This window comes from Rhodococcus sp. 14-2483-1-2, from assembly GCF_002259405.1.
Classification (GTDB): domain Bacteria; phylum Actinomycetota; class Actinomycetes; order Mycobacteriales; family Mycobacteriaceae; genus Rhodococcoides.
The window spans coordinates 38,435-64,507 of the sequence record NZ_NPFW01000020.1 but is presented as its reverse complement, the minus strand read 5'-3'; the positions used below and the strand labels follow the sequence as shown (position 1 = coordinate 64,507).

Annotated in this window: 27 protein-coding genes and 1 pseudogene; 12 read left to right on the top strand and 16 right to left on the bottom strand. The window is 65.2% G+C overall.

The window, feature by feature from the left end:
• Positions 1 to 16 precede the first annotated feature (16 nt).
• Both CH295_RS17715 and CH295_RS17710 read right to left on the bottom strand, forming a co-directional pair.
• On the bottom strand, positions 17 to 1,375 hold the full coding sequence (locus CH295_RS17715; RefSeq protein WP_094741452.1) for an acetamidase/formamidase family protein: 1,359 nt from the start codon (positions 1,373 to 1,375) through the stop codon (positions 17 to 19).
• An 81-nt stretch (positions 1,376 to 1,456) separates the two neighbouring features.
• Entirely contained in the window at positions 1,457 to 1,636 is a 180-nt protein-coding gene (locus tag CH295_RS17710) for a hypothetical protein (RefSeq protein ID WP_094741451.1), read from the bottom strand.
• Positions 1,637 to 1,694: 58 nt separating this feature from the next.
• On the opposite strand from CH295_RS17710, the gene CH295_RS28280 reads away from it, so the two are divergent.
• Positions 1,695 to 2,651 (top strand): hypothetical protein, encoded by a 957-nt coding sequence (locus tag CH295_RS28280; protein ID WP_252342084.1) that lies wholly within the window; start codon positions 1,695 to 1,697, stop codon positions 2,649 to 2,651.
• Positions 2,648 to 3,310 carry a hypothetical protein gene (locus CH295_RS17700; RefSeq protein WP_094741450.1) on the top strand — a complete coding sequence of 221 codons (663 nt, stop codon included), beginning with the start codon at positions 2,648 to 2,650 and terminating at the stop codon, positions 3,308 to 3,310. The genes CH295_RS28280 and CH295_RS17700 overlap by 4 nt, the downstream gene beginning before the upstream one ends.
• Here the strand turns inward: CH295_RS17700 and CH295_RS17695 are convergent.
• The gene (locus CH295_RS17695) at positions 3,243 to 4,511 is read right to left on the bottom strand and encodes a glycoside hydrolase family 183 protein (protein WP_094741584.1); all 1,269 of its coding nucleotides are present in this window, start codon (positions 4,509 to 4,511) and stop codon (positions 3,243 to 3,245) included. The genes CH295_RS17700 and CH295_RS17695 overlap by 68 nt on opposite strands.
• A gap of 142 nt (positions 4,512 to 4,653) precedes the next feature.
• Positions 4,654 to 5,067 carry a DUF6992 family protein gene (locus CH295_RS17690; protein ID WP_094741583.1) on the bottom strand — a complete coding sequence of 138 codons (414 nt, stop codon included), beginning with the start codon at positions 5,065 to 5,067 and terminating at the stop codon, positions 4,654 to 4,656.
• A 108-nt stretch (positions 5,068 to 5,175) separates the two neighbouring features.
• Between CH295_RS17690 and CH295_RS17685 the strand changes: the two genes are divergently transcribed.
• Positions 5,176 to 5,508 carry a hypothetical protein gene (locus tag CH295_RS17685; RefSeq protein ID WP_094741449.1) on the top strand — a complete coding sequence of 111 codons (333 nt, stop codon included), beginning with the start codon at positions 5,176 to 5,178 and terminating at the stop codon, positions 5,506 to 5,508.
• Positions 5,508 to 5,948, top strand: a complete 441-nt coding sequence (locus CH295_RS17680; protein ID WP_094741448.1) for an MTB12 C-terminal domain-containing protein — start codon at positions 5,508 to 5,510, stop codon at positions 5,946 to 5,948. Before CH295_RS17685 ends, CH295_RS17680 begins: the two co-directional genes overlap by 1 nt.
• On the opposite strand, the gene CH295_RS17675 is transcribed toward CH295_RS17680, so the two are convergent.
• The gene (locus CH295_RS17675) at positions 5,949 to 6,515 is read right to left on the bottom strand and encodes a peptide deformylase (protein ID WP_037190763.1); all 567 of its coding nucleotides are present in this window, start codon (positions 6,513 to 6,515) and stop codon (positions 5,949 to 5,951) included.
• Here CH295_RS17675 and CH295_RS28275 point away from each other — a divergent pair.
• From CH295_RS28275 to CH295_RS28265, 3 genes and pseudogenes are all read left to right on the top strand, one after another.
• Positions 6,493 to 6,666, top strand: a pseudogene (locus tag CH295_RS28275) (DUF2256 domain-containing protein); the annotation flags it as partial. The gene CH295_RS17675 and the pseudogene CH295_RS28275 overlap by 23 nt on opposite strands.
• 15 nt (positions 6,667 to 6,681) lie before the next feature.
• Positions 6,682 to 6,933 carry a DUF3253 domain-containing protein gene (locus CH295_RS28270; RefSeq protein WP_230596286.1) on the top strand — a complete coding sequence of 84 codons (252 nt, stop codon included), beginning with the start codon at positions 6,682 to 6,684 and terminating at the stop codon, positions 6,931 to 6,933.
• A gap of 46 nt (positions 6,934 to 6,979) precedes the next feature.
• Positions 6,980 to 8,767 (top strand): HNH endonuclease signature motif containing protein, encoded by a 1,788-nt coding sequence (locus tag CH295_RS28265; protein ID WP_252342083.1) that lies wholly within the window; start codon positions 6,980 to 6,982, stop codon positions 8,765 to 8,767.
• 7 nt (positions 8,768 to 8,774) lie between these two features.
• On the opposite strand, the gene CH295_RS17655 is transcribed toward CH295_RS28265, so the two are convergent.
• Positions 8,775 to 10,271, bottom strand: a complete 1,497-nt coding sequence (locus tag CH295_RS17655; protein ID WP_094741446.1) for an acyl-CoA synthetase — start codon at positions 10,269 to 10,271, stop codon at positions 8,775 to 8,777.
• An 89-nt stretch (positions 10,272 to 10,360) separates the two neighbouring features.
• Here CH295_RS17655 and CH295_RS17650 point away from each other — a divergent pair, with 89 nt between their 5' ends.
• Positions 10,361 to 10,900 carry a DUF2231 domain-containing protein gene (locus tag CH295_RS17650; protein WP_094741445.1) on the top strand — a complete coding sequence of 180 codons (540 nt, stop codon included), beginning with the start codon at positions 10,361 to 10,363 and terminating at the stop codon, positions 10,898 to 10,900.
• A gap of 1 nt (position 10,901) precedes the next feature.
• On the opposite strand, the gene CH295_RS28260 is transcribed toward CH295_RS17650, so the two are convergent.
• A complete protein-coding gene (locus CH295_RS28260; protein WP_252342082.1) occupies positions 10,902 to 11,372 on the bottom strand; it encodes a PASTA domain-containing protein in 471 nt (156 codons plus the stop codon).
• Between the two features lie 174 nt (positions 11,373 to 11,546).
• On the opposite strand from CH295_RS28260, the gene CH295_RS17640 reads away from it, so the two are divergent.
• Positions 11,547 to 13,844: an ATP-binding cassette domain-containing protein gene (locus tag CH295_RS17640; RefSeq protein WP_094741444.1), complete on the top strand. Its 2,298-nt coding sequence runs from the start codon at positions 11,547 to 11,549 to the stop codon at positions 13,842 to 13,844.
• Positions 13,845 to 13,919: 75 nt separating this feature from the next.
• Positions 13,920 to 14,843 carry an ABC transporter substrate-binding protein gene (locus CH295_RS17635; RefSeq protein WP_094741582.1) on the top strand — a complete coding sequence of 308 codons (924 nt, stop codon included), beginning with the start codon at positions 13,920 to 13,922 and terminating at the stop codon, positions 14,841 to 14,843.
• Between the two features lie 40 nt (positions 14,844 to 14,883).
• On the opposite strand, the gene CH295_RS17630 is transcribed toward CH295_RS17635, so the two are convergent.
• The 9 genes from CH295_RS17630 to CH295_RS17590 are packed head-to-tail and all read right to left on the bottom strand — an operon-like array spanning position 14,884 to position 24,240.
• The gene (locus CH295_RS17630; RefSeq protein WP_094741443.1) at positions 14,884 to 16,074 is read right to left on the bottom strand and encodes a CaiB/BaiF CoA transferase family protein; all 1,191 of its coding nucleotides are present in this window, start codon (positions 16,072 to 16,074) and stop codon (positions 14,884 to 14,886) included.
• On the bottom strand, positions 16,071 to 17,537 hold the full coding sequence (locus CH295_RS17625) for a dihydroorotase (RefSeq protein WP_094741442.1): 1,467 nt from the start codon (positions 17,535 to 17,537) through the stop codon (positions 16,071 to 16,073). The genes CH295_RS17630 and CH295_RS17625 overlap by 4 nt, the downstream gene beginning before the upstream one ends.
• Before the next feature lie 20 nt (positions 17,538 to 17,557).
• Positions 17,558 to 18,931, bottom strand: coding sequence for an FAD-dependent oxidoreductase (locus CH295_RS17620; protein ID WP_094741441.1), 1,374 nt, complete (start codon positions 18,929 to 18,931; stop codon positions 17,558 to 17,560).
• Entirely contained in the window at positions 18,928 to 19,560 is a 633-nt protein-coding gene (locus CH295_RS17615) for a hypothetical protein (protein WP_094634766.1), read from the bottom strand. The genes CH295_RS17620 and CH295_RS17615 overlap by 4 nt, the downstream gene beginning before the upstream one ends.
• 13 nt (positions 19,561 to 19,573) lie before the next feature.
• Positions 19,574 to 20,278 carry an ABC transporter ATP-binding protein gene (locus tag CH295_RS17610; protein WP_037190745.1) on the bottom strand — a complete coding sequence of 235 codons (705 nt, stop codon included), beginning with the start codon at positions 20,276 to 20,278 and terminating at the stop codon, positions 19,574 to 19,576.
• A complete protein-coding gene (locus CH295_RS17605) occupies positions 20,275 to 20,997 on the bottom strand; it encodes an ABC transporter ATP-binding protein (protein WP_170945953.1) in 723 nt (240 codons plus the stop codon). Before CH295_RS17605 ends, CH295_RS17610 begins: the two co-directional genes overlap by 4 nt.
• A complete protein-coding gene (locus CH295_RS17600) occupies positions 20,994 to 22,037 on the bottom strand; it encodes a branched-chain amino acid ABC transporter permease (RefSeq protein WP_094741439.1) in 1,044 nt (347 codons plus the stop codon). Before CH295_RS17600 ends, CH295_RS17605 begins: the two co-directional genes overlap by 4 nt.
• Positions 22,034 to 23,023: a branched-chain amino acid ABC transporter permease gene (locus CH295_RS17595; protein WP_094634764.1), complete on the bottom strand. Its 990-nt coding sequence runs from the start codon at positions 23,021 to 23,023 to the stop codon at positions 22,034 to 22,036. Before CH295_RS17595 ends, CH295_RS17600 begins: the two co-directional genes overlap by 4 nt.
• Complete coding sequence (locus CH295_RS17590) at positions 23,020 to 24,240, bottom strand: ABC transporter substrate-binding protein (RefSeq protein WP_037190739.1); 1,221 nt, start codon at positions 24,238 to 24,240, stop codon at positions 23,020 to 23,022. The genes CH295_RS17595 and CH295_RS17590 overlap by 4 nt, the downstream gene beginning before the upstream one ends.
• 210 nt (positions 24,241 to 24,450) lie before the next feature.
• Between CH295_RS17590 and CH295_RS17585 the strand changes: the two genes are divergently transcribed.
• Positions 24,451 to 25,239 carry an IclR family transcriptional regulator gene (locus CH295_RS17585; RefSeq protein ID WP_094741438.1) on the top strand — a complete coding sequence of 263 codons (789 nt, stop codon included), beginning with the start codon at positions 24,451 to 24,453 and terminating at the stop codon, positions 25,237 to 25,239.
• The gene (locus CH295_RS17580; protein WP_094741437.1) at positions 25,236 to 26,063 is read left to right on the top strand and encodes an HpcH/HpaI aldolase/citrate lyase family protein; all 828 of its coding nucleotides are present in this window, start codon (positions 25,236 to 25,238) and stop codon (positions 26,061 to 26,063) included. Before CH295_RS17585 ends, CH295_RS17580 begins: the two co-directional genes overlap by 4 nt.
• Positions 26,064 to 26,073: the final 10 nt, after the last annotated feature.

Here is a 26,073-nt window from a genome sequence, read left to right as displayed (position 1 = left end):
CGCCGAAGGCGCACTCTTACCGGTCGAAGTGCGCCTTGGAGATCTGACCGTGCACGCCGACCGTCTTGTCGACCACCTGCGAGACGGTGAAGTTCGCGGCCGCGGAGAGGTACGCATACGCCGTCGCCCGGTCCATGCCCAGATCGGTCTCGAGGAAGTCGAGCGCGTTGACCACGGCGCGACGCATGGCAGCGTTCAGGTCCGAGCTCTGGCCGCCGACGGCACCGTCCGGATCGGACAGGCCGATCGGAATCCACGAGTCTTCGTTCTCGGCAAAGGGATACGAGTACGCGACGGAGGGGGCATCACCGCTGCCCGCCTTGCAGACGGTGAGGCGGAAGGTGCCACGCAGAGAACCTTCCATCGCGGTGAGCGCCACCTCCCCGTCGCCCATCGCCATGTGCGGATCGCCGACGTAGAACAACGCACCCTCCGCGAACACCGGGAGGTAGAACGTCGATCCGACACCGAGCAGACCGACATCGATGTTGCCGCCGCCGAGCGTCGGCGGAATCGAATTCGCGTTGGGCGAGGTCAGACCCGGGTCGCTGGCGAACGCCACGCCCATCATGCCCATGAACGGACGCAGCGGAAAGCGCACGGCCGCATCGCCGTAACGCATCACTCCCTGCCCGTCCTCGACGGCAGTGAAGGTGGAGACGTTGCCGTACTGCGTCGGGTCACCCGACGGCCTGCCGTCGCTGCCGATCGGCGGCATCACCTCGTCCAGGCTGATACCAGCAGGTGCCTCACCGGACGCGGTCACCGCCAGGGAACCCTTGCCGTGCCGACTCGACACCACGCCGTAGGGGACGCGGGGAATCGCCTCGAGCGTCTCGATCTTGAGCACGTCGCCGCGCTGCGCCCCTTCGACGAACACCGGGCCCGTCACCACGTGGGGTCCGTCGACGTCGAAGTTGCGGACCGTCCGGTCGTACCCGCCGGCGATGTCGATGGCGTCCTGCAGCACATCGGATTCCGATACGCCCTTGCCGCCGAAGAACTCGACGGGATCGCGGCCCTGATCCTCGAGAATGCCCTCGTGGCTGAGCGCATCGATGGTCACCGTCTCACCGGACTTCATCTGCAGCACCGATTCGGACTCGACCGTCGGGACGTACCCCCACAGGACCTTGTCGACTTCGGAGCTCAGGTAGTGATCGCCGGAGATGTCGCCTGCGCCGGGCTGAAGAATGCCGACCGGTGCCGGCGCCGACGAACTCGCGGCGGCGGTGCTGGACGAGGACGTCGAACACGCTGCCGTTCCGGCGATCCCGACGCCCGCGCCCAGCGCGGCGACCGCCTGGATGAATCCGCGACGTCCGATCCCCTTGCTGATCGTCTCCGCTGCCTGCTCCGCCATCGACCGCGCCATGATGCCTCCTGAATTGTCCGAATCTCGAACGTAGACCGGAGGTGTTTCTCGGCAGTTACGAACGCGCGTCGCCCCAATTGCTCAGCTGGGGTCGCTGCCGCCGATCGCCGACAACCAGAGGGCGGTGACCGCAGCAAGGAGTGTGACGGCGACGAACTCGGCGAATCCGCCTCCGTCGACAACCAGCCACAGCAGACCGATGAACGGGCCTGCGACCGCGGCGGGGGAGCACCCGGAGAAAGAGTCGACCGCGATATACATTGCTCAACGGCGCAAGCGAGAATAGGTGCTTCCCACTGACGTCGGTAGATTCACAACCATGCCGACAGCTTCCACACCCGACGGATTCGCCTTCGAACGATTCGACGTCACCGACGCCGGATCCATCGCCACGGTCTTTGCGGCCAAGGAACACCGAGCCGGGCTCTACGTTCTGCACTTCACCGACGGCTCGGCCTACGTGGGCTACGCAGATTCGGTCGCCGCGCGTTTCACGGCGGACCTCGACGCGTGGACCGACATCGAGGCACTCGACTTCGCGGCCGGAACCGCAGACCAGCTCGAGCAGTTGCAGGAACTCGTGTCGCGCCTGACCCACCTCCGCGAGCGCCCCTCGGTGCCCGGTGCGATCGGCGAGGCCCCGAGCGCGAAATCCGCACTGCCGAAGGAAAGAGCCAAGCGGGCGACACTGCTCGACACGGCAGTCGGCAAGGCGCGCAAGCAGTTCTGGGAACTCTCCGACCACATCGCGTACCCCGCCATCCGCAGCATCGTGGCCGACTACATCAACTCCTCCATACCCGACCCGGCGAACACCGCGAAGTACCTGTGGCAGATCGCTGCCCTCTCCGACAATCCCGCAGACACCGGGCCTCGACGCTTGGTGACGCTGACGTGCGGCGGCTTCGAGACGCTCCGTGTCGACGAGATCGTGCACGACGACGACACGATCGAACTCGACCTCCGGATCAACACCAACGTTCCGCGCGACCGGACCGACGAGCAACTCGAGGTCTCCAACGAGACGGTCAGCGCCGGGCGCGGACCCTACCGGGACGAACGTGTGTGGTCGTGGTCGATCGACCTCGGCGCGCTGCTGGAAGAGGACGTGGACGTCGACCTCGGCATCGACGACGACACGTTCGACGACCTCGCCTACGGCCTCAACGCCAGGTTGATGCGATCCGGAAACTCAACGGGCGCAGCGGCACACAACCACGACCTCGCGGCCGACCTGCTCGCCGAGGCATACCGGCAGCTCTTCGAGACCGAGTGACCGATCGGCTGTGGTACGTCTCGTACGGGTCCAACCTGTTGCGCGAGAGGTTCCATACCTACCTGACCGGGTCGGACGAGCGTTCCGAATTCGGTGCGCACCCGCCGGCACCCACCGCGTCGCCACCCGCCGAACAACGATGGCTGCGGATCGATCATGCACTGTATTTCGCGGGAGTCTCCCGGCGCTGGACCGGAGCATCCGCATTCGTCTCGACGACGGTCGATCCTGCGAATCATTCTGTAGGGCGCGGATATCTGATCGAGCGAGCTCAGTTCGCTCATCTGGCCGCGGTCGAGAACGTCGTCGCAGCCGTCGATATCGGGGCGACAGAGACACTCGCCATCGGACAGTGGTCGCAGCTGGCAGTGGATCGCGAGGGCGAGAGCTTCCGCGGGAAATACGATGCACTGCTACGGCTTCCGGATATCGACGGAAGACCCGCCTTCACACTGACCAGTTCGACCGTGCGCGAGCCCGGCGAACCGTCGAGTAGGTATCTTTCGACCATTCGCCGCGGACTGCTCGGCGCAGACCTCGATCTGGACGTCGACGCCTACCTCGACGCGGCCATCGAACGATCGGTGCAGATCACTTCAGCGCATCGAGGTTCGTCTTCAACAGCAGTACGTTATAGTCCGACCACCGAGAAGCAGTGAAGTACAGGTCTTTTCCTTTCGACATCGGGTGGATGAACGGCGCGTAGATGCCACCGGCCGTCTGATTGGCGTCGAGGATGGTCCTCGGAGCACTCCACGGCCCCTCCGGATTGTCTGCAGTGCGAGCGACCAGAGTGCGGGAGTTCTCGTCTCCGTACATCATCACGTAGCGGCCGAGGTAGTCGTTCCACGCAACCGACATCTCACTGACCGGGCCCTTGACGATGGCAACTGTGTCACCGACGTTCTTCGACCACTGCTTCGTCGGATCCGGATCCTGCGTCGAGTACTCGTATGCGTCGAGATTCTCGATGTCGTTCGGTGCCACTCGCGAAACGAAGGCGTCGCCGAATCGTCCGTTGGGAGTACCGAACTGGTACAGGTACTTGCCATCGCGACCCAGCACATAGGCACTCTGCTGGAACTTGCCTTGGCTTTCGTGGACGTTGGTGAAGCCCGGGATGGTCACACCCTTGTTGACGCGAATCGTCTTGGGATCCGTCGACCAATTCTGGCCGTTGTCAGTAGATTTCGCGGTCGCGGAGTAGTTCGTGATCCAGCGCCCGGGTGTGCCCCAGCTCTGGACCGACATGTAGTTGATGTACTGGGTGTTGCCGATCGCGATGGCCGCCGTGGGGATCGTCGTGTCCTCCACGCTCGGTAGCTTTGCGCTCGAGATGATCTCGGCTGCATAGTTAGGACTGCCGGCACGCACGACGGCACCGGAGGTGTTGTCCGCAGGATCGGCCGGCCCGATCTTGATGCCCTGCGCCAAGTTCGTCGACGCCTTGTCCGACCGGAAAAGCGCGTTGCTGCGCCACTGCGCATTGCCGGAGGAGCAATCGCCGAACGTGTCACCGAACGCCATCAGGATCTGGCCGGCACCGTTGTCCCAACTGATCCCGAGGTCGGTGCCGGACATCGCGAGGTCGTTGTAGGTGTTGTTCACGCTCTGCGGACCGGTGACCCAGGCGATGCTCTGCGTACTGCCGGTGATCCGAGGAAGCGGCCCCTGAGGGCCCTGCGGGTTCTTGCCCGACATGCCCGCGCTGCCCGACGACCCGAACAGCGGAGACGAGCCCGGCCCGCCGAGCCCACCGCACGGCTCGGCCGACACGGTGGGCGCGGTCAGAGCGCTGAGTCCGCTCACTGCCAGTGCCAGGACAGCCCCGACAGCGATCTGCCGACTACGTACACGCATGGACGAACCCACCGTTTCCCGTGTGACCCACGATACTGATGTGACTGATGGGACGAGTGTTACGCAAATCTACTGATCGCGCAACAAATCGGACGTGTCGGTACTTGACAAAACGCCTACGGCGAGAATGACACTCGTGTGATTAGTCGGCGATCATGCTCGCGTGAGTCGTATCCAGCGCTAGCAGCGCAGCGCCCTGCACAACGACGGCAGTGCCGTGGCCCAGCGCCTGGTCAGCAGTGATCCGGCCGCCGAACCGAGGTTTCCTGACGGCGATGTGCGCACCGGTCGCGATGTAGAGGACGTCGAGACCGGCATTGATCCACAGCAGCCGGCTCAGACTCGCAGCTGTCGGGGGCTTCGAGCTCAGCGCGCCCGCACCTGCGATCGCGAGATCGATCGCACCCCACCCTGCCGTCTGCAACCCGAACGCCCGCCGGGCAGGCGACGACCCGCGCAACGCCAACACCGTTCCGGCGAGCACACTTCCACCGCCCCACACCGCGAGGCGACGGCCGAGCCGCTGGGCAACGATGGGCGCTTCGAGTGCTGTCATGGACTCCAGTGTGCCGCGTTCGAGGGAGGAGCCGGTTCGTAACGCGCGGTCGGTTGCAGCCGATTCCATGAGCACTGAGCATTCGCGCTCGAAACGAACGGAGCCACCATGCTGAAGAAGGTCCTCGCCGGAGTCGCGCTGGCGATCGGCGGCGCAGTGCTCGTCGCGCCGACAGCGTCCGCAGCACCCGACGACAACCCGTTCGGACCCAAGGACTCGACCGCGAACTTCGTGAGCGCCTTCGACCCTGCGGCATACGGCGCAGCGGGCACGAAGTCGTTGATCGTCAGCCCGTTCGGCACGAGCCGACAGATCGACTGCTCGTCGTTCCACGGCCAGAGCTGGTGCACCCAGAACGGGCAAGCCCTGACTCAGATCCGAATCCCGGCCGGATCGTCGGAATGGGACTACCGGACGCTCTACGTCTACAACCCGTTCTGATGATCGCCGGCCGCGTCCTGTGCGGATTGGCTCTCATCGCCCTTACCGGTTGCGCCGCAACGGAACCCGAGCCGACCGTCGAGGCGGCGGTGAACGTTGCGCCGTTGTCGTTTCCACCCCCGCCTCCCTCCGTCGCGCCCACCGACATCCCGACCCCGGACGAAGCGACCGCCATCTTCCGTACCGTTTTCGACTGGACCGCCGAACGGGGCGACCGTGCCGATGCGCTCGAGGGATCAGCGGAGGAAAACGCCGCGGTCTTCGACAGCGGTGGGATCGTGCCGGAGATCGTTTTCGACCACGTTTCTACCGTTGCGCCCGACAGAGTCGAGGCGACAGGAACATCACAGGGGCAACCGACGACGATCGACTTCGTTGTGTCGGATGGCCGCTGGAAGCTCGAACGATCGACGGCATGCGCTGTCACCGGGGCCTGCTGATCACCAACCGAACGGGTCCGAGTCGGATCCGGGCAGCCAACTGCTGCCGGGCCCGGTCCATCCTCGGGCCTTGATCATCTTCTTCGCGGCGCGCTGATTGCGGCCGATCAGGCGATCGAGGTACAGGTGACCGGCCAGATGGTCGGATTCGTGCTGCAGACACCGAGCCAGGTAACCGTGGCCCTCGACCGACACAGGAGTGTTCTCCACATCGACACCGGTCACGCGGGCCCACTCCGCGCGGCCGGTCGGGTACCGCTCCCCAGGAACCGACAGACACCCCTCACCGTCGTCGGGGTCAGGCATCGTCTCCGGGATCGCCGACGTCTCGAGCACTGGATTGACCACGTGCCCGCGATGGCGGACTCCGCCGTCCTTCAGGTCGTAGACGAACACCGCACGCGGGTCGCCGACCTGATTGGCGGCGAGACCGGCACCATGCGCCGCAGTGTTGGTCTCGAACAGGTCCTCCACGAACGCGGCCAACTCCGCGTCGAACACGGTGACGGGTTCGGCGACCGTCGTCAGCCTCGGGTCACCGGCAATGAGAATGGGTCGAATCGCCATTCGACGAGGTTACTGTCGAAGTATGGCTCACTCCCGTCGCTCCCCCACGGCTCACCCCGAGGACAAGGTCTGCGCATCGTGCGGGCGGCGAATCGAATGGCGCAAGAAGTGGGAGAAGAACTGGGATGACATCAAGTACTGCAGCGACGCATGCCGGCGGCACAAGGTGAGCACCACCGACAAGGAACTCGAAGACAAGATCCGTTCTCTGCTCGACGCCCGATCCCGCGACTCCACGATCTGCCCTTCCGACGTCGCACGCGCCCTGTCCGACGACGGTTGGCGGGAGTTGATGGAACCGGTTCGCCGCGCGGCTCGACGCATGGTCGACGCGGGAGAAGTCGAGATCACCCAGAAAGGATCCGTCGTCGATCCGTCGACCGCGAAGGGCCCGATCCGCATTCGTTGGAAGCGTTGACCGGCGTCGCGGAAACGTGTCGGTGGGTGGGTATAGCTTTCGTGGGGTGAAGACATGGGGGGATGTGTTCGGGCTCGGTGACCAGGAATTGGTCTCCGAGCTGGCCGACGTTGCCTCCCTCGAAAACGCGCTCGCTGCAACGAGATTGACACTACTCGCCGAGATGGACCGACGCGGTTTGGCGATGAAGCTCGGGCACTCGTCGGTGACCCGCTGGTACGCACGATCGGTGCGGATCACCGACGGGTCCGCTGCCCGTCAGATGGAGCTGGGGCAATGGCTCACCGAGTGGCCGAGCGTGTCGAACGCCCTCGCAGGTGGTGACATCCACGCCGCGCACGCCTCGGCGATCGCCGACGGCTACGCCACCGTGGTGGTCGCCGACCCCACTCTCGACGAGCAGCGCCGTGACGCGGTTGTCGCCGAACTGCTCGAGACCGCGATGCGCAGCACCGCCGGGCAGGTCAGCTCCCGTGCGCAAGCACTCGCACATTCTGCGGCGGACGACGCCAGAGCCCGACACGAGAAGGACCGACGCGAGCAACAACAACGAGAGCAGGAGAAGCGGGAGCAGGAGCGTCAAGATCAGGCGGGTCGGAGCGATCATTCAGCGACTTCCACCGGCAGGCTTCCCGAGCCCGAACCTGCTGGGCCCGAACCTGTTCCGCCGGGGCCGCCGCCGGTACCGGTGTCGGAGAACCCGGAGCTGAACCGTTTCGATGTCCACCCGCTTGCCAATGGTCGTTGTCAACTCGGCGGCAACGTCGACCGGTTGCTGGCCGAAAAGCTGCTCACGGCGTTGTCGCCGTTGACTGCCCCGCGCCCGGGTCCCGGTGGTGAGCGCGACCCGCGTGGTCCGTCGAAGCGGCGGGCCGACGCGCTCGATCAGATCCTCGACCGGCACCTGCACGGCGGTAGCCGCGGATCGGCGGGCGGGTCGCGGGCGTCGGTGCACCTGGTCGTCCCGCTGCGGGAGTTGCTCGCCGACCGCGGACACACGCAATCGAACAGCGCAACAACGAGTTCGAGGGCATCCGGTACCGGCGGCAACTCACGGGCCGGTGATACCGATACGGGTCCCGTTGCCGACGGTCACGACGGCACGAGCAATGCCGGTTCCGATGCCAGTTCACGGACCGGTGATGCTGCCGTCGGTCCCGATCGTGGCAACGGTCGTCGCGTCAGCGGGAACCGCGCTGATGCCGGCGACGACTCAAGGACCGGCGATACCGACACGCCTCCCCTTGCTGGCGCTGACGTCGGGCACCACGTCCGTGAGACTGCCGGTGCTGGTTCCAATTCCAGTTCACGGTCCGGTGATTCCCGCAGCGATCGTGTCGGTCCCAGCACTGGAGCCGGTGAACATCGCGGGCAGAGGTCTGCGCCCGAGCCCGGTGATGCCGAGTGGCCATTCCACTTCGACTGGACCGGGCCGATCAGTCGCTCCCTCGCCGAACTTCTCACCTGCGACGCCGACCTGACCCCCGTCATCGTCGACCACCACGGCGTCCCGCTCGCGCTCGGCCGCACCACCCGACTCGCCAGCGACGACCAACGCATCGCTCTGACCATCCGCGACACCTGCTGCGTGATGTGCGGCCGCCCCGCACAGTGGTGCCAAGCCCACCACGTGAAATTCTGGGAACACGGCGGCCGCACCGACCTGAACAACCTCGCTCTGGTCTGCGGAGAATGCCACCGCCTCGTCCACCACGGAGACTGGCAACTGTTCATGGGCGACGACGGACACCCCTACGCCATCCCACCCGAATCCGTCGACCCCTCGAGACGACCCATCCCCAGCTACCACCGACGAAAACGTCGCGCAGCCTGACAACAGGTCAGCTGCGCAGCTCACGCTTGAGCAATTTTCCGCTCTGATTGCGCGGCAATTCGTCGACGAAGGTGACGGTCTTGGGCACCTTGAACGGCGCTATCCGACCCTTCACATGGTCGATCAACACCTGCGACGACAACTCACTGCCGTCCTTGAGCACGACAACGGCCGTCACCGCCTCGATCCACCTGTCGTCGGGCGTCCCGATCACCGCGACTTCGGCGACCGCCGGATGGGTATAGATCGCATCCTCCACCTCGCGTGACGCGACGAGAATGCCGCCGGTGTTGATGACGTCCTTGATCCGGTCGACCACGGTGATGAAACCCTCGGCGTCGCGTGTCACCAAGTCGCCGGAATGAAACCACCCATCCGAGAACGCATCTGCCGTCGCCTCCGGTTTGTCCCAGTAGCCGTCGCACAGCTGAGGAGAACGGTAGAGAATCTCCCCGGGGTCGCCGTCCGGCACATCGTTGCCGTCGGCATCGACGACGCGGGTCTCGACGAAGAACACCGCACGTCCGCACGACGCCGGCCGCGCCTCGTGCTCCTCGGGCTGCAATACCGTTGCCAGCGGACCGATCTCGGACTGCCCGAAGCAGTTGTAGAACTCGATGTCCGGGTACCGCTCACGTAGCCGAGTGAGCACGGTGACGGGCATGATCGACGAACCGTATTGTGCCTTCTTCAGCGACGAGAGGTCGCGCGTGGCCAGGTCGGGGTGATTGGCGAGCGGAACCCACACCGTCGGTGCCAGGAACAGAGACTTGATCTTCTCCTCTTCGATGCGGCGCAGGATCTCCGGGACGTCGGGCCTGCGCATCAAACGGACCGTGGCACCCACCGACAGATACGGCAGCATGAACACGTGCATCCCCGCCGAGTGGTACATCGGCATCACGAGCAGCGGATCGTCGTCCTGGGTGAACCCGAGCGCGATGACGCACGAGACGTACTCCGCGACGAGTGCGCCGTGAGACATCATCGCGCCCTTGGGTTTCGACGTCGTTCCGGAGGTGTAGAGCAGCTGAGCGAGGTCGGTCGAATCGGCGGCGGGTTCGAGTTCGGAGCCGTCGCCGTCCGTGCCCAGTACATCGGGAAGTGAGATCACGTGCTCGATCGTCAGGTCTCCGCGAACGGAGTCGAGGGTGGCCGTCAACGCCGGGTCCACGAGAACCACACGGGAGCCCGACTGGTCGAGCAAGTACCGCAATTCGTCGCCCACCAGCGCGTAGTTGATCGGAACGTGCACCAATCCGGCTCGCGCACAAGCGAGGAACGCGACGACGTACGCGTCCGAGTTGACGCCGTACGCCGCCACACGGTCACCCTTGTTCAATCCCAACGCGATCAGTCGTCGGGCGGCGCGGGTGACCGCGGTATCGAGTTCTCCGTATGTGTGGCTGCGTCCCTCGAAGGTCACGGCGAGACGGTCAGGAAATTTCGCGGCCGACCGTCGCAGGACGCCGTCGACGGTGTTCACTCGTGTTCCGCTGCTCATCACCCGACGTTATAGGACGTCCAAGCATCTCGTCCCGTGTTTGGCTGCCCTTACGGTTCGCGCAGCGTCAGCGGGGCATGCGGCAAGGCATGAAGACGAAACAAGCACTCGACAGCCTCGAATCGGCGTCCTTTCTCGACGGTGCCGGCAACGCGATCAACGGCGTTCTCGCGCCCGCCCTCGACGACAGCGCCGTCGGTGGCGCACTGAGGGGACGGTGGATCGGTCACCCCATCCACCCGGCTCTCGTCAACGTCACCATCGGCAGCTGGACGAGCGCAGTCGCCCTCGACCTGATGAATCACCAATCGAGGGCGAGCAAGCTGGTCATCTCCCTCGGGCTGGCATCCGCACCGGCAGCCATCGCCACCGGCTGGGCGGACTGGTCGACGATGAACACCCGCCAACGACGCGTCGGAATGATCCACGCGGCCTCCAACGCGACCGGCGTCTTCCTCTTCCTCGGCTCGTACATACGTCGCCGGAACCAGACCGATGGCATCGCCAAGGCGCTGGCTGCGGCCGGTCTGGCGACAGCCAGCGTCGGCGGCCTCATCGGAGGCCACCTCGCCTACAGCTCGACCGAGCAGGAACCGGCTCCAGCAGGCAAGCACAGCATTCGCCGGTAGTTCAGCAGTTGCTGGGCTCACCGATCTTCACCGCGGACAGCAGAGCATCTCCCTCACCGATCAGCGTCCCTGCGGGCGGATCCTGCGCCACGACAATCCAGTTCGAGTCGTTGACCTGCATCCGACCTTCGCCGGAGGCATCGGCGCTGCGGGAGTAGAAGACACCGGCTGCCTGGATCGCATTCTGCGCGGACTGCAAATTCATGCATACGACCGGAGGCATGGCAACGAGGACCGGCGCGGCCGGCTCCGATGCGGACGGCTCGGGCGCAGTGGTGTCCGGAAGGACGATCCTGTCGACCGACGTCGGCGCGATCGTCGCTGGGGTTGCCGTTGCCTCGACGGTCACCGTCCGGACTTCGGTGCGCACTTCGGGCTCGGTGGAGTCCTGCGATCCGCAGCCCGCGAGGACGATCGCCGGGAGGGCGAGCACGATGGCCGATCGCACGCGGAAACGACTACTACTGGTCATGAATACCTTTCGACACGACCGATGGCCTGATGCAACCGGCGCCCATGTGAGATCGCCAGACCGGTAAGTCTGTTACTGCAGACGCACGAACGGTATTTCCGTACGGCGTACGGTACACTGCGTCGGCCCCGGGCGAACCAGCGTCGGGGGCGGCGAAAGGCGACCTCAGCGCACATGACCCAGGCCCAGCCGACCACCCCAGCCCAGCCATCCAGCACCGAACTGTCCACGATCATGGTTCGCGGAGCACGCGAGAACAATCTTCGCGACGTGAACCTCGACCTGCCCAAGCGCTCGCTCGTCGTGTTCGCGGGCGTGTCCGGGTCGGGTAAATCATCACTCGTGTTCGACACCATCGCTGCCGAAGCTCAACGGCAGATCAACTCCACGTTCACCGCGTTCGCGCAGACCTTCCTTCCGTCCTACGGCCGTCCCGACGCGGATCTGATCGCCAACCTGTCGGCCGTCGTGATCGTCGACCAGAAGCGTCTGTTCGGTGGCCCGCGGTCGACGGTCGGCACCATCACCGACATCGGTGACTGGCTGCGCATGCTGTGGTCCCGCGGCGTCACCCCGACGATCGGGTTCGCGAACGCGTTCTCGTTCAACGACCCGGCCGGCATGTGCCTCGAGTGCGAGGGGCTCGGTGAGGCGAAGGTCGTCGACCTCGGCGAACTCGTGGACGAGTCGAAGTCCCTGCGCGAGGGGCCGTTCCGGCATCCGGACTTCGAGGTCGGCAAATGGCCGTATCGGGTGTTCGCCGACTCGGGCCTGTTCGATCTCGACGTCCCGATCGAGCAGTACTCCGCCCGCGAGCGCCACATCTTCTTCGACGCCAAGCCCGGCGAGGTCGAAGTGCTGAACCCCGACGCCGTCATGAAGAGCTACGAGGGGATCGTGTCCCGGTTCCGGCGCAGCTACCTGGCGAAGGACGCCGATGCCCTCAAGGGCAAGGCCAAGCTCGCGTTCGAGCGCATCGTCACGCGCGGCGTCTGCGAGTCCTGCGGCGGCTCCCGCTACAACGAGGCCATCCGCGGCGCGACCCTCCAGGGCCTGTCTCTGCCCGACGCGTTCGCGATGCAGGTGTCCGAACTCGCCGACCGCATCGACGGCTGGCAGATCAACGGACTGGGCACCGTCACCGCCGAAATCGTCACGCAGCTACGAAGACTCGTCGATCTCGGTCTCGGCTACCTCAGCCTGGACCGGGCGACGTCGTCGCTGTCGGGCGGTGAATCCCAGCGCATCAAGATGGTCCGCCACCTCGGAGCCACCCTGAACGACATGCTCTACGTCTTCGACGAACCGACCACAGGCCTCCACCCCCGCGACGTTCACCGCCTCGACGACATGTTGCTCGCGCTGCGCGACAAGGGCAACACCGTCCTCGTCGTCGAGCACGACCCCGAGGTCATGGCCATCGCCGACCGCATCGTCGAGATCGGCCCCGGCGCGGGAAAGGCAGGCGGCACAGTCGTGTTCGAGGGCACTTACGACGAACTCCGCCGCGCCGACACCAGGACAGGTGCCGCGCTGCGCCGCGAGGGCGTCGAATTACGCACTCCCCGTGCCCCTTCGGGCTGGCTGAGCATCACCGGTGCGAGCACGCACAACCTGCGCGACGTCAGCGTCGACGTGCCGCTCGGAGTGCTGACCGCCGTCACCGGCGTCGCGGGTTCCGGCAAGTCGAGCCTCATCCACGGCCACCTCCGTGAGGCCGCGCCGGACGCCGTCATCATCGACCAGGCACCCATCCGCGGATCGCGCCGCTCCTCCCCCGCGACCTACACCGGTCTGCTCGACCCGATCCGCGCCTACTTCGCCAAGAAGACCGGCCAGCCGCCGTCGCTGTTCTCGCCCAACTCCGACGGCGCGTGCCCCGACTGCCAAGGCAGTGGCGTCATCTTCACCGACCTCGGGTTCACCGACCCGGTGACGAGCACCTGCGAGACGTGCCAGGGCAGGAGATTCCGTTCGGGCGCGATCCGGCATACCGTCGACGGCATCAGCATCGCCGACATCTTCGAGATGTCCGTCGAGGACGCTCAGGACTTCTTCGAGGTCAAGAAGATCCGCGACATCCTCCGCCGGTGCCGGGACGTCGGGCTCGGCTACCTCTCGCTCGGCCAGAACCTGTCCTCGCTCTCCGGCGGCGAGCGGCAACGGCTCAAGCTCGCTACCGAACTGGTCGGGTCGTCGCCGGTGCTGGTCCTCGACGAGCCGACGACCGGTCTGCACCCGTCGGACGTGTCGAACCTGATCGCGTTGTTGTCCGGGATGGTCGACGAGGGCAGGTCGGTGATCGTCATCGAACACAACCTCGACGTCATCGCCGCAGCCGATTGGGTCATCGACCTCGGCCCCGACGGCGGGCACAACGGCGGTCTGATCACCTTCACCGGAACCGTCGACGAACTGGTGGTCTCGGACACCCACACCGGCACGTACCTGGCACGGAGCCTGGGGCGCTGACCGCGACCCGATAGTGTTGGCGCTCCACGAGGCATCGGAAACTCAGGAGTGGCAGTGCAGCGTCGATCGGCACGAATGATCTCAGCCGGGTTCGCGGTCGTCGCGCTGGTCGCGACCGGCTGCGGCAGCACGACCACGGACTCCCCGCCGACCGCCTCCGCTAAGGCGTCGAGCGGGGAGTTTCCGAGGACGATCGCGTCGGGCTCGGACGGCGGGACCGTCACCATCGACGCGATGCCTCGTTCGATCGTCTCGCTCAGCCCGACGGCGACGGAGACCCTGTATGCCGTCGGGGCGGGTGAGCAGGTGGCGGCCGTCGACGATCAGTCGGACTATCCCGCCGACGCTCCGAAGACCGGGCTGTCGGCGTTCACCCCGAGCCTCGAGGCGATCGTCGCGTACGACCCCGATCTGGTGATCACCTCCACCGACCTCGGCCTCGTGACGTCCACTCTGGCCGAGGCGGGTATTCCGACGTTGCTGGTCCCGGCCGCGACGAGCCTCGACGACGCGTACTCCCAGATCGAACGCGTCGCGGGTGCGACCGGGCACGACGCCGACGGCGACGCCGTGGTCGCGCAGATGCGGTCCAGGATCGACGCCGCGGTGGCGAGCGTTCCGGATCGTGATGAACCGCTGACGTACTTCCACGAACTCGACGACACGTTGTACACGGTGTCGAGCGCGAGCTTCGTCGGCCAGATCTACGGTCTGTTCGGCCTGACGAGCATCGCCGACGGCTCCGGCGCAGGCGACTACCCACAGCTGTCCGCCGAATCGGTGATCACCGCGGATCCCGACATCGTGTTCCTCGCCGACGCCCAATGCTGCGGCGTCACAGCCGAATCGGTCGCGGCTCGGCCGGGGTGGGGTTCGATGACCGCCGTCCGAGACGGCAGGATCTTCCCGATGGACGAGGACCTGTCGAGTCGGTGGGGGCCACGCATCGCGGACCAGGTGGAAGCCGTCGCCGCCGTGGTGCAGCAGATTCCGATGTGAACTCGGCGGGTGACCGGACATCGCGATCACCCGCCGCGCTCTACACGATGCTGTCGCGGTGCATCGCCTCGATCTCGTCGGCGCTACAGCCGATTTCGGTAAGCACCTGGTCGGTATCGGCACCGTGCTTGCGGCCGGTGTACCTGATCCGGCCGGGGCTGCCACCCATCCGCCACATGACGTTCTGCATGCGCACGGGGCCGAGGTCGTCGTCCTCGACGGTCGTCACCATTTCGATGGCGTTGACCTGGGGATCGGACAACAGGTCGCTCGGCTTGTAGACGGGAGCGACTGCCGCTCCGGCCTTCTCGAACTCGTCGATCACCACGTCCTTGGTCCGCTCGGCAATCCAGCCGCCGACGTACTCGTCCAGAAGGTCAGCATGGGCGGCGCGCTGACGCCCGGTGGCGAACCACGGTTCGTCCAGCACCTCCGGGTGACCCACCAGCACCAGCACGCGTTCGGCTATCGAATTGGCGCTCGTGGAGATCGCCAACCAATGTCCGTCCGCGGTCTTGTACAGGTTGCGGGGCGCGTTGTTGCTCGACCGGTTCCCGGTTCGCTCCTGATCGATCCCCAGCTGATCGGCGTAGATGACGCCCGGCCCGACCGCAGCCATGATGGGGCTCAACAGATCCAGATCGATCTGCTGCCCCTTGCCGCCGTTGTTGGTGCGGTGCAGCAGAGCCATCGAGACGGCAGACGAACCCGCAATCCCGGCGAGGGAATCGGCCAACCCGAACGCCGGAAGCGTCGGCGGCCCATCGGCTTCGCCGGTCAGATGCGCGAACCCACTCATCGATTCGACGAGCGTGCCGAAGGCAGGCCTCGTGGCGTACGGTCCGGTCTGACCGAAGCCGGTGACACGCAACAGGATCAACCCAGGGTTGAGCTCGGAGAGAACGTCGTATCCCAGTCCCCAGCGTTCGAGGGTTCCCGGCCGAAAATTCTCGACCACCACGTCGGCTTCTGCGGCGAGGCGACGAAAGATCGCTCCGCCCTGCGCGTTTCCGAGGTTCAGGGTCATCGTTCGCTTGTTGCGACTGATCATCGTCCACCACAGCGGATGACCGTCCTTGTCCAAGCCGTGTCCGCGCATACCGTCGGGCTTGGTGGGGTGCTCGATCTTGATGACCTCCGCCCCGAAATCGCCGAGAATCTGCGCGACGAGGGGGCCGGCGAGGATCGTCGAGATGTCGAGTACCTTGATGCCCTCCAGTGGGCCCGTCACAGGTACGGACGGTGCAGGTAGCGGCCTGCGGGAGCACCGGCGACGGCACCGTCGGTGAGTACCCGCTGACCGCGGACGAACGTGTCGGTCACCTTGGCACCGAGCTCGAATCCCTCGAACGGTGTGTACTCCTGCGCCGACTCGGAATCCTCCGGACGGACGGTCCAGGTATGGTCCGGGTCGATCAGAGCGATGTCTGCGTCCATCCCGACGGCGATGTCTCCCTTGCCCGGTAGGCCGTAGCGCCGGGCAGGGTTGAGCGAGGTCAGCTCGGCGATGCGACGCCAGCTCAGGCCGCGCTTGCGTCCTTCGCTGACCAGTCCGGGCAGCAGGTACTCGGCACCGCCGAAGCCTGATTTCGCGGCGAAGATGTCGCCGCGGTCCTCGGCGAACTTCTTCTCGTCCTTGCAGCACGCGTGATCGCTGACGACCCAGTCGATGTCACCTGCGAGCAGGTGCTCCCACAGCGCTTCGACGTCGTCGCGCGGACGCAGCGGCGGGTTGACCTTGCCGCCGAGGCCGTAGGCGGTGTCGATATCGGCCAACAGGTGCCCGATGGTGACCTCACGGCGGAAGTTGACGTGCGGGAACGCCTTTGCCATCCGCATCGCCGCAGTCAACGCCTTGCGCGAGGACAGGTGCAGCAGGTTGATGTTGGGCAGCTGCGTCTCGTCCGCGAGGAACGACGCGATGGTGACGGCGAGGCCCTCCGAGTGCGGTGGCCGTGACGCGCTGTACGCAGCCAGGCCCTCGAGGGTGCCTTCCTCCTCGACGATCTTGGTGTACGCGCTCATGATCTCGGCGGTCTCGCAGTGCAGCGACAGCGAGATGTGATCGGCCTTGTCGCCCATCTGCTCCCGTGCCGCCTGGATGCCGCGCATCACGAACTCGAAGTGCGCCAGGTCGTAGCGCTCCCCCTCGGGCGTCATCAGGAATTCGCTCTGATCGGTCGACCGCCCATGGAGCCCGTGGCTGCCGTAGAACATGAAGATCTTGAACGAGGTGACGCCGTGCTCTGCGATGAGCGCAGGAATTTCGTCGATGTGCTCTTTCGACATCGGCGCTAGGTGGTACGCGTAATCGACATAGGGACGTCCCTCGGTGGCGTCGAGGACCTTCGGGAACACGTCGGCGTAGGAGCCACCGGTGTTCATGTAGTACTGGCCCGTCCGCATGTAGGACAGTGAGGTGGTCACGCCGCCCTGAACACACGCCCGCGACTCGGTCTCGGCGTCGTCACCGAGCGAGTTGTAGATGCCCCAGTGCTGATGTGCGTCGACGACACCGGGGAACGCAACCTTGCCTGCCGCGTCGATGACGGTCTCCGCGGATCCTGCGTCGATGTTCGCCTCGATGCGGGTGAACTTGCCGTCTTCGATCAGCAGATCCAGAAACTCACCGTCGTCGGGAGCGTCGGATCCTGGCCGAACTACACGCGCATTGGTGATCAACAACGTTGACATGATGGTCCTTTCGAGTTTTTTCACAAGAGTTCAGTGGTTCGGAGCGAGCTTGCCGCGAGGTACGCCAGTCCGAGTGCCGGCAGCAATCCGTTACCGGCGAGGTACCCGGCAGCACCGTGGCCGGAGATGCCCATTGCGGCACCACCCGAGGCGAACAGGCCGGTGATGGCCGAACCGTCGGTTCGCAGTACACGTGCGTTCTCGTCGACGACGAGGCCGCCCTGCGTATGGAACAACGCGGGCACGATCTTGATGGCGGCATACGGCCCGGTGAGAGTGTGCTCGAAAGAGCTGCGGCCGAACGGGTCCGGTGCCTCGCCCGAGGCATACCTTTCCACAGCGTCGAGCTCCTCCGCCACTGCCGCAGGTGGAAGCCCTGTTGCGGCCGCAAGGTTATCGGCATCGTCGGCCCACACTGCGGCACCCGAGTCGACGGTCTGCTGGAAGTCCTTGAACGACAAGCACTTGTCGTAGATCGCCCGGTCGATAACGATCCACCCCTCGGATCCGGGCCTGGACGCGAGCGTGGCCGCGTACTCGGAGTAGCCGGTCGTCTCGTCACCGAACCGACGGCCGTTGACGTCGAGCACTACACCGCCGTGCATCACCGTCGCCCAGCCGACGAGCGTCGTGGCCTGCTTCGACAGCGCGGCGTGCCCCTGGTAGGCATCGAGATACGCCGACTCGGCTCCGAGTCGACGTCCGATGGCGAGCGCGTCACCGGTGGAGTGCTCGCTGCCGTGATAACGCGCCGCCGATATCTCGGGGACGTGCTCGGCCACCATCGAAGCATTGGCACCGTAACCGTTGGTGGCCAACAGAACTGCACGAGTGGGAACGACGTCGATACTGCCGTCGGGCATCGTGATCGTCACCGCGTCGACGGCCCCGTCGGAATCGACGGACACGTCGGTCAGGCGAGCGGGAGTCAACATATCGATGCGTGGCTCGTCCGCCACCGCTCGCGCAAGGTGCTCGAGCATCGCACTGCCGTGACGGCCTTCGACAGTGTGGCAACGCAATTGCGAGTGCCCCGGGTACGAGAAATCGGTCACGAGGGTGAGCGGCAGCTTCACATGATCTGCGAGCCATTCCACCAGCGGGGCACTGACATCGGCCAGGGTGGACGCCAGCCGCAGATCGGCAGTGCCCTTGGTCTTGCGCAACACGTCGTCCAAGAACTGCTGCGGCGAGTCCTCGATTCCGGCCTCACGCTGCCATCGCGAACCCGCGCCTGGGATCATGGCGGTCGACATCGCGGTGTTGTTGCCCCGCTTGAAGTGCGCACTGGCCTCGACCACCAGCACGTCGAGCCCGAGCTCGGCGGCTCGGAGAGCAGCAACGAGCCCGCCGCCCGCGCCTGCCACCACCAGGTCGGGTCCGTCCTCGCTCACGCGGTGACCTGCAGTTCGGATCGCAGACCGAGCAGCCGCAGTGCGGTGGCGGTCGGGTCGACCACCTGCGGCGACGCGGGTGGATCGACGAGATCGACGGCGGAGCACGCATTGATGGCGATGGTGCACCGGAGCTTGCTCGCGTGTTCCGAGACCGCTCTCCCCCAGGCTCCGGTGTCGGCAATATCGTGCACACCGAGTCCGAGTACCTCGGTGGCTTCGGCGACGATCCCGTAGAACCCGAGACGGCGGTCCATTTCCGCGGCAATGGCGTCGTTGCGCGCCAGTGCGCCGAGCCGGTGTCCCTGGGACGCGTAGAACGATGCCGTCAACCGGGTCAGTCCGTAGAGCGGCCGCGCGAACGAATCTGCCTCTTCGGCGCAGGGATCGAGCACGCAGTCGGGCAGGAACCCGTCGGCTTCCGTCTCGTGCACGGATCGGAAAGCAGCCGACAGCACCTCCTCGGACCGTCTGATGTCGCGTTCGGTGTCCAGTGCGCTGGGCGCGTCGGCCCCGATGTTGCGGAGCTCGACGGTGATCCCCGAGGGGGAAAGTTGGTCGTACCGATCCTGCCGCCGCTGCAGTTCTGCCGCGTCGACGTCGATCGGGGTGAAAGCCAAGAGGTGCATGTGGGGTGAACTCCTAAATACCGAGGTAGGCAGCTTTGACCCGTTCGTCGTGTGCCAGTTCGGATCCGGTGCCGGTCAACACGATCGACCCGCTCTCGATGACGTACGCGCGATCGGAGATGGCCAGTGCCTGCGCTGCGTTCTGCTCGACGATCAGCACGGTGACACCCGAATCACGGATGCGGACGATCGCGTCGAGCACCTGAGCTGCGAGCTTGGGGGCGAGCCCGACCGACGGTTCGTCGAGTGTCAGTACTCGCGGCTTCGACATCATCGCGCGACCGATGGCGAGCATCTGCTGCTGACCACCGGACATGGTGTCGGCCCGTTGTTCTCGTCGTTCGGCCAGAATCGGGAACAGCGCGTAGACCTGGTCCAGGGATTCCTTCACACCGCTGCGCTTCTGGGTGTAGGCACCCATCTCGAGGTTGTCGGCGACGGTGAGGCTGCCGAACAGTGCTCGGTCCTGTGCCACGTGCACGAGCCCCGCTCGCACGATCCGATCCGCCCGCATGCCGTGAATGGCGTTGCCGTCCAACATGATCCTACCGCCGGAGGTGGACACCAGACCGGACAGTGCGCGCAGCGTTGTCGTCTTACCTGCCCCGTTGGCACCGATCAGGGAAACGATCTCGTGTCGGTCGACCGCGAGGGTCAACCCGTGCAGAATTTCCAGACGACGGTACCCGGCATGCAGGTTGTCGATTTCGAGCATCATGCTGTTTTCTCCTCACCGAGGTATGCCTCGACGACGCGGTCGTCGGCAACCACCGTGCGTGGGTCACCCGAGGTGAGCACGGCACCTTCGTGCATGACCACCAGACGCTCGGACAGTGCCATCACCGCAGCCATGATGTGCTCGACGAACAGCACCGTCTGGCCCTCCTGGTGCACTGTGCGCAGCAGTTCGATCATCGGCGCACGCTCGGCTGGGACCAGCCCGGCGAGAACCTCGTCGAGGAGCACCACACGTGGCTCCATGGCCAGTGCGCGCGCCAGCTCGAGTCGCTTCAATCCCGCCGTCGACATGGCCGAGACCTTGCCGCCGACCTGATCGGACAATTGCACACGATCGAGGACATCGAGGGCGTGACGCCGAGCATCCTTGCGCGACTTGCGCTTCGACAATGCGGCGATGGTGACGTTCTCCAGTACCGACATCGACTCGAACGGGCGCATCAGCTGGAAGGTGCGAACCAGCCCGGCGCGCGCGATCTTGCTCGCCGGCCAACCGGTGATGTCGGTACCGTCGAAGATCACTCGGCCGGTGGTCGGCGGCTGCTCACCCGACAGCAGGGAGAACAAGGTCGTCTTACCTGCCCCGTTGGGGCCGATGATGCCGAGGAATTCGTGCTCGGGCACATCGAGGCTGACGTCGCGCACCGCGTGGATACCCGAGAAGGATTTGCTCAGGTTCTCGATGCTCAACAGGCTCATCGGTTCCACCTCTCACGGATCGTGCCGAAGATTCCCTTGGGCAGGAAGATCACGATCGCGATCAGAATCACCGAGTACGCGGCAACGTCCAATCCGATTGTTCCCTGCAGGAATTCGAGGAAGGCGGGTGGGTTTCTCAGCAGCTCGTTGATCAACTCGGACAGCGGCCCGATCACGGCAGCGCCGATGACCGGTCCCCAGATCGTGCCGATGCCGCCGATGACGGCCGGGACGATCGCTTCGACGGAGACCGCCGAACCGAAGGCCTGTTCCGGGCCGACGAAGAAGTAGTACTGCGTGTAATAGACGCCTGCGACGGCGGTCAGAGCACAACTCGCCGCCACGGCGATCAGCCGATACTTCATCGTGTCGATACCGAGTGAGGCTGCCGCGGTTTCGTCGTCGCGGGTGGCCTGGACGAACTGCCCGGCCCGCGAGCGGGTGTAGAAGATGGTTCCGAGAACGGCAAGGGCCAGGATGACGAGGGGAATCCAGACGTAGTTGGGGCTGCCCTTCTCGAACTGCAGCATCCACCACGAATCACGAGGCAGGATGGGCACATTGAATCCCTCGGTCTTGTTGAAGACTTCGAGGTTCTGCACCAGCAGCAGGAACATCTGCGCGAAGGCGAACGTGGCCAACGCGAAGTAGGACCCGGCGAGCCGGTAACGCAGACACAGGTACGCGATGAGGGTTCCCACCACCGCCGAGATGATCGCCGCGACGACCATCGAGATCCACGGCGAAACGCCGTGCTCGACCAACAGATATGCACCGGTGTACGCACCGATTCCGAAGAAGGCGGCGTGGCCGAAGCTGAACATGCCACCGAACCCGCTCATGATGTTCCATGCCACGGCCATCACGGCGAAGATCAGCGTGCGAACGGCAACCGTCTGCGCCTGCTCACCGAGCAGCAGCGGCAATGCCGCCACTACGACGAAACCGATGGCGAGCGTGATCAATTGGCGACGAAGCCAGGTGTCCTTCAACCGTGGATCGTCCGACACCGGGGTGGGTGCGGTCGTTATCGTTGTCATCGGCGAGCTCCGTACAATCCTTCGGGCTTGAGAAACAGGACGAGAACGAACACCGCGAACACCAGGATCAACGAGCCGGTTCCCGGTAGATACAGCGCGCCGACGGTCTGCACGAGGCCGATGACGAGGCCACCGACCATGGCTCCCACGACGCTTCCGAGTCCGCCGAGAACCACGATGACGAACGCCAGGATGGTGAACTGTTCTCCGACCGACGGCGTCAGACTGGTGAACGGCGTCATCAAGCCGCCGGCGACGGCGACGCAGGCTGCACCGATACCGAAGGTGAGCGCGTAGACCCGACCGATGTCGACGCCGACCAGCTTGGCGCCCTCGGAGTTGGATGCGACTGCGCGAATGGACAATCCGAGCGGCGTCCGCTTCAGTACCGCGGTGAGCGCGACGGCGACCAGAGCAGCCCCGATGAATGCGATGACTCGCGGCCACGACGCGACGGCACCCAGCACGTCGAGGGAACCCTCGATCGGTGCCTGCACCGACTGTGGTCGTCCGCCGAAGATCATCAGCAGCACGTTGATGATCAGCAGCGACAGGCCGAGGGTGACCAGGAGTGGGCCGTCGTGACTACCGCTGATGGTCAATTTCGTCAGCAACGTTGCCTGCACGACCATCCCGAACAGGAACATCACCGGAACGGCGAGCAACGTTGCGACATAGACCGGCAGACCCGCGTTGGACAGGGCGTACACGATGTACATCGCCATCGTCAGCATCGCACCCTGGGCGAAGTTCACGATCCCGAGAACGCCGAAGATGAGCGTCAGTCCGACGGAGATCAGTGCGTACACGCCGCCGAGCAGAAGTCCGGAGACGACCGACTGCGTGACCAAGCCCTGATCTTTACCACCGACGAGGTAGATCACCGCCATGATGACGACGATCGCTGCCGCGACCGGGATACCAGGGCCGATCCCGGCCAGACCTTTCTTACCCGTCCTCTCCGCAGTCGAGGTAGCGGCCGTCACTGGCCGGCTCCCACGGGGAACTCGAGTGCGTCCGTTGCGAACTCCTCGGGGAAGACCTGAGCGACTGCACCGTCGCGGACCTGCATGACGATGACGGTCGCGTTCTTGTTCTGCCCGGTCTCGTCGAACTCGATCGGTCCGCTGAACGCGAGGAGCGGGTCGTCGATCGAGACGCCGGAAATGGCCTCGCGCAGATCTTCCGGGTCGCTGGAGGCGCCGTCGTTCAGACCCGCCGCGATGACCTCGACCGCCTGGTAGGACAGCATCGCTGCGGTCTCCATCGGGCGTCCGTACTGGGCCTCGAACCGCGTACGAATGTCGGTGACGCGGTCACTGGTGGCGTCGTAGTGGTAGTTGGCGCTCAACACGCCGTTGCCGGCCGCGCCTGCATCGCTGGGGAACGAACTGTCGTCGAACGCGCCGTTGGCAATTCCGTAGACACCCTTGACGTTCAGGTTCAGCTGCTGCACCGCACGCGCGATCAACAAACCGTCCGGGTAGTAGCCGGTGGCGACGATGACGTCGGGATTCGATACCGCTGCCTCACGGACCTGAGTGGTGGCGTCGGAGAAATTGGTTGCGGGATAGGTGATTTCCTGCACCGACGAGATCCCCTGATTGGCTGCCTCGGCCTCGAATGCGTTGAAGACGCTGTCGCCGAAGGATCCCTCGATATGCAGGTACGACACTCGGTCGATGGCCTGGCCGGTCTGCTCCTCGATCGCGGCCAGTGCCTTGGCACCGTCGGTACCCATGCTGGAGGCGTTCGGCTGCATCCGGAAGGAGTATTGGTAACCCTGATCGAGGATCTTGTCGTCGACGGCCACGTCGATCACGAGCGGCACCCGAGATCGTTCGGCGACCGAGGCGACGTTCTGAGTGACGTCACTCTGGTACGTGCCGATGAGCGACACCGCGCCGTCGTCGATCAGTCGCTGTGCCTCGCTCTGGCCGACCTCTGCTTTGCCCTGGCTGTCACCCGACACCAACTCCAGCTGCCGACCGTCCAAGGACGAAATACCGCCTGCTGCATTGATATCGGCCACCGCAAGAGCAGCACCGTCGTTCATCAATCCGCCCACACCTGCCAGAGCTCCGGTGGTGGGATGAACCGATCCGATCTTGATGGGGCCGGAGTCGTCCGAGCCGGTGGAGGAACCACACGCTGCTGCACCCACGACTGCAACGGCTGTCAGCACACCTACGAGCTTCTTCATTGTCGAATCTGCCTTCCGCGCCCATCGGCGCCGAGTCGAACCACTGGGCGGAACCTACCGTTCCGCTGAGCGCACCATCAGATTGATGATTGATCTCGCTGAAATCGAGTATGGCACGCATCACGGCCTCAGAACAGGCTCTTCCGTCAATTTCTTGTTACGGGTATGGTTCGCTCAGCGGAACGCCTGCACATCCGAAAGGTGGCACTTATGGTCAGCAAGCCTGCACTGGAGACCTCGACCGGAACCGAGTCGGCCGATCGTGTCGCCGATGTACTGATCGCCTTTGCGCAATCCGACCGGGCGCTCGGCGTGTCCGAGATCGCCCGCACTCTGGACCTGAGCAAGGCTGTTGTGCACCGCATTCTGCAATCGCTCGCGTCGCGGTCGATCGTGCAGCCGGTCGCGGGCGAGTCGACCTATTCACTCGGCCCGGCGGCGATCGGACTCGGCACGAAGGCGTGGAGCCAGCTCGACGTTCGCTCCATCGCCGCTCCGGTATTGCGCGCGCTGCGTGCGAACACACGCGAAACCGCAACGCTGTCGGTACTTGTCGGGCACCGCCGCGTCTATCTCGATCAGTACGAGAGCCCCCAGGAGGTGAAGATGGTCGTCGAGATCGGGCCTCAGTACGCGCTGCACTCGGGCGCCTCGAGCCGAGCCATCCTGGCGTTTCTACCCGACCGATTCGCAGAGGAGGCCTTCCAGGAACTCCGCAGCAGTTCCCCCGACGCCGACGAGACCCGCTTCCGCGCTCGCCTCGCCGAGATCCGCACCAACGGGTACGCAACCTCGACGAACGAACGAAACACCGGTGCAGCCTCGATCGCCGCTCCGTTCTTCGACGCCGCAGGGCACGTACTCGGATCGGTCAGCTCGTCCGGTCCCGCCTTCCGCTACTCCTCGTCCGCGGACGACGAACACATCGTGCACGCCGGCCAGGTCGTCGCGGCAGCCCAGTCGATCACCAGCATCCTGGAAGCGCGCGCAGCCCGATGATCCCTACCTCCGCCCGATCGTTCCTCTACGTCCCCGCGAACAAACCCGAACTGTTCGACAAGGCAGTAAACGGAGACACCGACGCGGTGATCATCGACCTCGAGGACGCTGTTCCGTTGCCGGACAAGGATCGAGCGCGCAACGAGGTCGCGCAGTGGTTGGAGTCGACGCCGTCGACCGGCACCCAGATCTGGATCCGAGTCACCCCCGAGTTCATGACGCAGGATCTCGAGGCCGTCGCCGGAACCGGCGTCACCGGCATCATGGTGGCGAAGTGTGCGACCGAGTCACTGACACGTGCGGACCAATTCCTCGAGATGCGCAACCTCCCCGACGTCGAGCTGATCGGCCTCATCGAGACCGCTCACTCCTTGCGCGCTCTGCCGGAGATGGCTCGGTGCAACAGAGTTCGAACGTTCGGGATCGGTGAGGTCGACCTGCTCGCAGACCTGCGGATCACCCGTTCGGAGTCCACCGAAGCGATGATCGACGCCATCCGCCTGAGCGTTGTGATCGATTGCGCTGCCGCAGGTCTGGCCGCGCCGATCGCTCCGACATCGACCGACTTCCGCGACCTGGACGGATTTGTCGCCACCACAGCACGTTTCGTGCAGATGGGGTTCCGCGGCCGGACGGCACTGCACCCGAGCCAGGTCCCGATCATCAATGCCGCACTCACGCCGTCGGCGGACGATGTCGCTGCGGCCCGTCGACTGGTGGAACTCTACGACGTGGCCCAGGGCGGTCCGACCGTGGACGACAGCGGCCGATTCGTCGACGAAGCAGTGGTACGGGGCGCGCGGGAGATCCTCGCCCGGGCCTGAACTGGTCGAA

Excerpts from the sequence above, each read along its gene's own strand:
- CH295_RS17635 (WP_094741582.1), top strand. The coding sequence starts at position 13,920 with ATGATCTCAGCCGGGTTCGCGGTCGTCGCGCTGGTCGCGACCGGCTGC.
- CH295_RS17715 (WP_094741452.1), bottom strand. The coding sequence starts at position 1,375 with ATGGCGCGGTCGATGGCGGAGCAGGCAGCGGAGACGATCAGCAAGGGG.
- CH295_RS17710 (WP_094741451.1), bottom strand. The coding sequence starts at position 1,636 with ATGTATATCGCGGTCGACTCTTTCTCCGGGTGCTCCCCCGCCGCGGTC.
- CH295_RS17585 (WP_094741438.1), top strand. The coding sequence starts at position 24,451 with ATGGTCAGCAAGCCTGCACTGGAGACCTCGACCGGAACCGAGTCGGCC.
- CH295_RS17655 (WP_094741446.1), bottom strand. The coding sequence starts at position 10,271 with ATGAGCAGCGGAACACGAGTGAACACCGTCGACGGCGTCCTGCGACGG.
- CH295_RS17640 (WP_094741444.1), top strand. The coding sequence starts at position 11,547 with ATGACCCAGGCCCAGCCGACCACCCCAGCCCAGCCATCCAGCACCGAA.
- CH295_RS17690 (WP_094741583.1), bottom strand. The coding sequence starts at position 5,067 with ATGACAGCACTCGAAGCGCCCATCGTTGCCCAGCGGCTCGGCCGTCGC.
- CH295_RS17605 (WP_170945953.1), bottom strand. The coding sequence starts at position 20,997 with ATGAGCCTGTTGAGCATCGAGAACCTGAGCAAATCCTTCTCGGGTATC.
- CH295_RS17610 (WP_037190745.1), bottom strand. The coding sequence starts at position 20,278 with ATGATGCTCGAAATCGACAACCTGCATGCCGGGTACCGTCGTCTGGAA.
- CH295_RS17695 (WP_094741584.1), bottom strand. The coding sequence starts at position 4,511 with ATGCGTGTACGTAGTCGGCAGATCGCTGTCGGGGCTGTCCTGGCACTG.
- CH295_RS17600 (WP_094741439.1), bottom strand. The coding sequence starts at position 22,037 with ATGACAACGATAACGACCGCACCCACCCCGGTGTCGGACGATCCACGG.
- CH295_RS17615 (WP_094634766.1), bottom strand. The coding sequence starts at position 19,560 with ATGCACCTCTTGGCTTTCACCCCGATCGACGTCGACGCGGCAGAACTG.
- CH295_RS17590 (WP_037190739.1), bottom strand. The coding sequence starts at position 24,240 with ATGAAGAAGCTCGTAGGTGTGCTGACAGCCGTTGCAGTCGTGGGTGCA.
- CH295_RS17625 (WP_094741442.1), bottom strand. The coding sequence starts at position 17,537 with ATGTCAACGTTGTTGATCACCAATGCGCGTGTAGTTCGGCCAGGATCC.
- CH295_RS17650 (WP_094741445.1), top strand. The coding sequence starts at position 10,361 with ATGAAGACGAAACAAGCACTCGACAGCCTCGAATCGGCGTCCTTTCTC.
- CH295_RS17685 (WP_094741449.1), top strand. The coding sequence starts at position 5,176 with ATGCTGAAGAAGGTCCTCGCCGGAGTCGCGCTGGCGATCGGCGGCGCA.
- CH295_RS17680 (WP_094741448.1), top strand. The coding sequence starts at position 5,508 with ATGATCGCCGGCCGCGTCCTGTGCGGATTGGCTCTCATCGCCCTTACC.
- CH295_RS28260 (WP_252342082.1), bottom strand. The coding sequence starts at position 11,372 with ATGACCAGTAGTAGTCGTTTCCGCGTGCGATCGGCCATCGTGCTCGCC.
- CH295_RS17675 (WP_037190763.1), bottom strand. The coding sequence starts at position 6,515 with ATGGCGATTCGACCCATTCTCATTGCCGGTGACCCGAGGCTGACGACG.
- CH295_RS28280 (WP_252342084.1), top strand. The coding sequence starts at position 1,695 with ATGCCGACAGCTTCCACACCCGACGGATTCGCCTTCGAACGATTCGAC.
- CH295_RS17580 (WP_094741437.1), top strand. The coding sequence starts at position 25,236 with ATGATCCCTACCTCCGCCCGATCGTTCCTCTACGTCCCCGCGAACAAA.